The organism is Silvanigrella sp. (genome assembly GCF_044369315.1).
In the GTDB taxonomy this organism is placed as follows: domain Bacteria; phylum Bdellovibrionota_B; class Oligoflexia; order Silvanigrellales; family Silvanigrellaceae; genus Silvanigrella.
The window spans coordinates 1-3402 of the sequence record NZ_JBIPMD010000300.1 but is presented as its reverse complement, the minus strand read 5'-3'; the positions used below and the strand labels follow the sequence as shown (position 1 = coordinate 3402).

Sequence of the window (3402 nt, the reverse complement as noted above, 5' to 3'; positions counted from 1 at the left end):
GAAATGCTACAGCATTTGGAATAAATTTTGCACCATTTGATATTGCCTTATTTAAATGAACTGTAGCATCATATTTAGCTTGAATTGGGCAACAAGAAATACAACTTGCATTATTGCCACAACAAGGTGGCCTTGAATCAATTGCCACTGAATTTCTTGCTTGTGGCGTGTGATTTATTTTAAATGGAGAACCTTTCAATTTATCAATTAAATATTGGTCAACTCAGGTATGAGGAATTTTAGGCATTGGATATTTTTGCGAACGAGGAAAACCTAAATCTTCATTGTTATCTCCAGATACCCCTATTTCTTTTTCTGCCAAGGTATACCAAGCTTCCAAATCAGAATATTGAATAGGCCAATCTTTTCATACTCCAAAATTTGTTTTCATTTTAAAATCTTCAGGTAAGAAACGAATTGCATTACCTAACCAATGCCAAGTTGTCCCTCCTGCAACTCTTAAATATGTGCTCTTAAAAGGCTCTTTTCCTTTTTGAATAAAATAGGTGTCTCCTACGGTTAAAGGAAAAGGAGCATGAGGAGCTTGATCATAGGGAGATTCTGGTATTTTAATTACAGAATTAAAATACTTTTCCATTGCTTGAGCTCTATTAGGCATGCTCCCAGCTTCAAGAATTGTTACTTTTATCCCTTTTTTTGAAAGTTCTGCCGCCATTATTGCTCCTGCAATGCCTGAGCCAACAATATCAACATCTGCTGAATTTGCATTCATAATTTACCTATAATTTTAAATTTAATATAAATTATATTGAATTTATTAAAAGTCAATATAATATTTAATATAAAAATTGTGCTAATATTTTCAATATAATTAAAGTATTTAATTAATTAAAGAGAGGTATTATGAATGATGGATTTGCCACAAAACCTATTTAGTAGAATTCATTTTAAATCGGTATTTTATTTTCCACAAACGTAATATGGCAAGGAACGGCCTTCACGATAAACGTCTGCTGTATAGTTTGTTTTATCTAATACCACAATTAAATCTGAACTTTCAACTTTAAAAGTAGCTACTTTAGCTGTCTGACTACTTAAATACATTGTTGTATTTTGTGCTACAGCCCCTGGATAAACTCCAATCTTACTAAATATACCACCTCTAACATTATATTCAGGAGCAAGAGCTTGAGTAAATATTGTAATTCCATAATCTACTCCAACCATATGATTCGTTGGAACACAACGAACAGAAGTTGCAGAAACACCACCAGGAACTCCTGGATTTGGAGTTAAAGATTGAGCATTTGCAAATGAAGAAACAGCTAATAAAGACAATGCAATTAAATTAAATTTCATTTAATTTTCCTTTCAATTTGATATATTTTTAAAGTATTAATAGGATTCAAATATAATAAAATAAAAAAGTTGTCAATTCATTTTAATTTAATTTTTAAAAAAATAATTTATAAATATTTCATAAATTTTGTAATTATAAACCTAAATTAATCTTTATAAAAGCTATTAAAATATAATAAAAAACATATTTTTAAGAAAAAATCGAGACCACCAAGAATAATAAAATAAAATGTTGTTAATCATTTTATTAAAAAATTAGAATAGTATGAATTTTTTAAATTTTATATAAAATAAGACTAAATATAAATCATATTTTTACTAGAAATATTTCTTATTAATAAAAAATATATTCAATCATAATTGGTTGAATATATTTTTAAATTTTTCATATTTATTGAATTTCAAATAAAGCATTTTTTGATTTACATAATTAAAAAATTAATTAGAAAAATCCTAATGGGTTTGGATCGTAACTAACTAAAATATTTTTTGTTTGCTGGTAATGCTCGAGCATCATTTTATGATTTTCGCGCCCTATCCCGGATTGTTTATAACCTCCAAAAGCCGCATGAGCAGGATACAAATGATAACAATTTGTCCATACACGCCCTGCTTGAATGTCTCTACCAAATTTAAATACATTTCCTAAATCTCGAGTCCAAATACCTGCACCTAAACCATAATTTGTACTATTTGCAATTTCTAATGCCTCTTCATCATCTTTAAAGGTAGTGACAGAAAGAACAGGTCCAAATATTTCTTCTTGAAATATTCTCATTTCATTTGTTCCTTTAAAAACTGTTGGCTCAACATAAAAACCCTCAGATAAAGAATCATTAAATTCTTTTCTTTTGCCGCCAGTAAGAATCTGAGCTCCTTCATTTTTTCCAATTTCAATATATGAAATAATTTTTTCCATTTGTTCTAAAGAAACTTGAGCTCCAAGCATTGTAGAAGGATCTAAAGGATTTCCTTGTTTAATTTGTTTCACTCTATCAAGTGCTTTTTCAATAAATATCTCATAAATAGATTCGTGTATTAAAGCTCGAGAAGGACAAGTGCATACTTCTCCTTGATTAAAAGCAAACATAACAAAACCTTCGATTGCTTTATTTAAAAACTCATCATCTTTTAATAGAACATCTTTAAAGAAAATATTTGGCGATTTTCCACCCAATTCTAACGTTACAGGAATTAAATTTTGAGAGGCGTATTGTAGAATTAATCTTCCTGTTGAGGTTTCTCCTGTAAAAGCGACTTTTGAAATTCGATTTGATGATGCTAATGGTTTTCCAGCTTCTAAACCAAATCCATTGACAATATTTAAAACACCAGGAGGCAATAGATCTTGAACTAATTCTAACCATACCAAAATAGAAGCTGGGGTTTGTTCTGCAGGTTTTAATACAATACAATTTCCTGCGGCCAAAGCAGGGGCTATTTTCCATGCCGCCATGAGCAAAGGAAAATTCCATGGAATGATTTGCGCCACAACACCTAAAGGTTCATGAAAATGATAGGCAACTGTATCTTTGTCAATCTGCCCAATCGATCCTTCTTGAGCTCTTATGCAACTTGCAAAATATCTAAAATGATCTATTGCTAAAGGAACATCGGCTCCTCTCGTTTCTCGAATTGGTTTTCCATTATCAATAGTTTCAGCAACAGCTAAAATATTTAGATTGGCTTCCATTCTATCCGCTATTTTTAATAATATATTAGCTCTTTCTGTATTCGAAGTTTTTGCCCAAGAAATTTTTGCTGAATGAGCGGCATCGATTGCCATTTCTATATCAGCATTACATGATCTTGCAATTTCTGTAAATGTCTTACCAAAAATAGGACAAATATTTGGAAAATATTCACCATTAATTGGAGATACCCAATGTCCATTTATAAAATTATTGTATCGACTTTTAAAAGGATTTTTAATATCAAATTTTTCTATTTCTTTGCTGATGGTAGGTAGAGACATGACTTTTATTTCCTTTCAAATAAAGTAATTCATTGCCATGAAACCCCTGCAGAACCGGACTTGTAGTTTTCCCACATCCGGCTCCCAGAGATGATATTCATTGCGTA

The 3402-nt window shown here is 30.5% G+C and carries 3 protein-coding genes; all 3 read right to left on the bottom strand.

The window, feature by feature from the left end:
* Positions 1-367 precede the first annotated feature (367 nt).
* Positions 368-733, bottom strand: coding sequence for an NAD(P)-binding protein (locus ACIQ56_RS15830; RefSeq protein ID WP_397602005.1), 366 nt, complete (start codon positions 731-733; stop codon positions 368-370).
* A gap of 188 nt (positions 734-921) precedes the next feature.
* On the bottom strand, positions 922-1320 hold the full coding sequence (locus ACIQ56_RS15825; RefSeq protein ID WP_397602004.1) for a hypothetical protein: 399 nt from the start codon (positions 1318-1320) through the stop codon (positions 922-924).
* A 442-nt stretch (positions 1321-1762) separates the two neighbouring features.
* The gene (locus tag ACIQ56_RS15820) at positions 1763-3295 is read right to left on the bottom strand and encodes an aldehyde dehydrogenase family protein (RefSeq protein WP_397602003.1); all 1533 of its coding nucleotides are present in this window, start codon (positions 3293-3295) and stop codon (positions 1763-1765) included.
* Between the last annotated feature and the right edge of the window lie 107 nt (positions 3296-3402).

Excerpts from the sequence above, each read along its gene's own strand:
- ACIQ56_RS15830 (WP_397602005.1), bottom strand. The coding sequence starts at position 733 with ATGAATGCAAATTCAGCAGATGTTGATATTGTTGGCTCAGGCATTGCA.
- ACIQ56_RS15825 (WP_397602004.1), bottom strand. The coding sequence starts at position 1,320 with ATGAAATTTAATTTAATTGCATTGTCTTTATTAGCTGTTTCTTCATTT.
- ACIQ56_RS15820 (WP_397602003.1), bottom strand. The coding sequence starts at position 3,295 with ATGTCTCTACCTACCATCAGCAAAGAAATAGAAAAATTTGATATTAAA.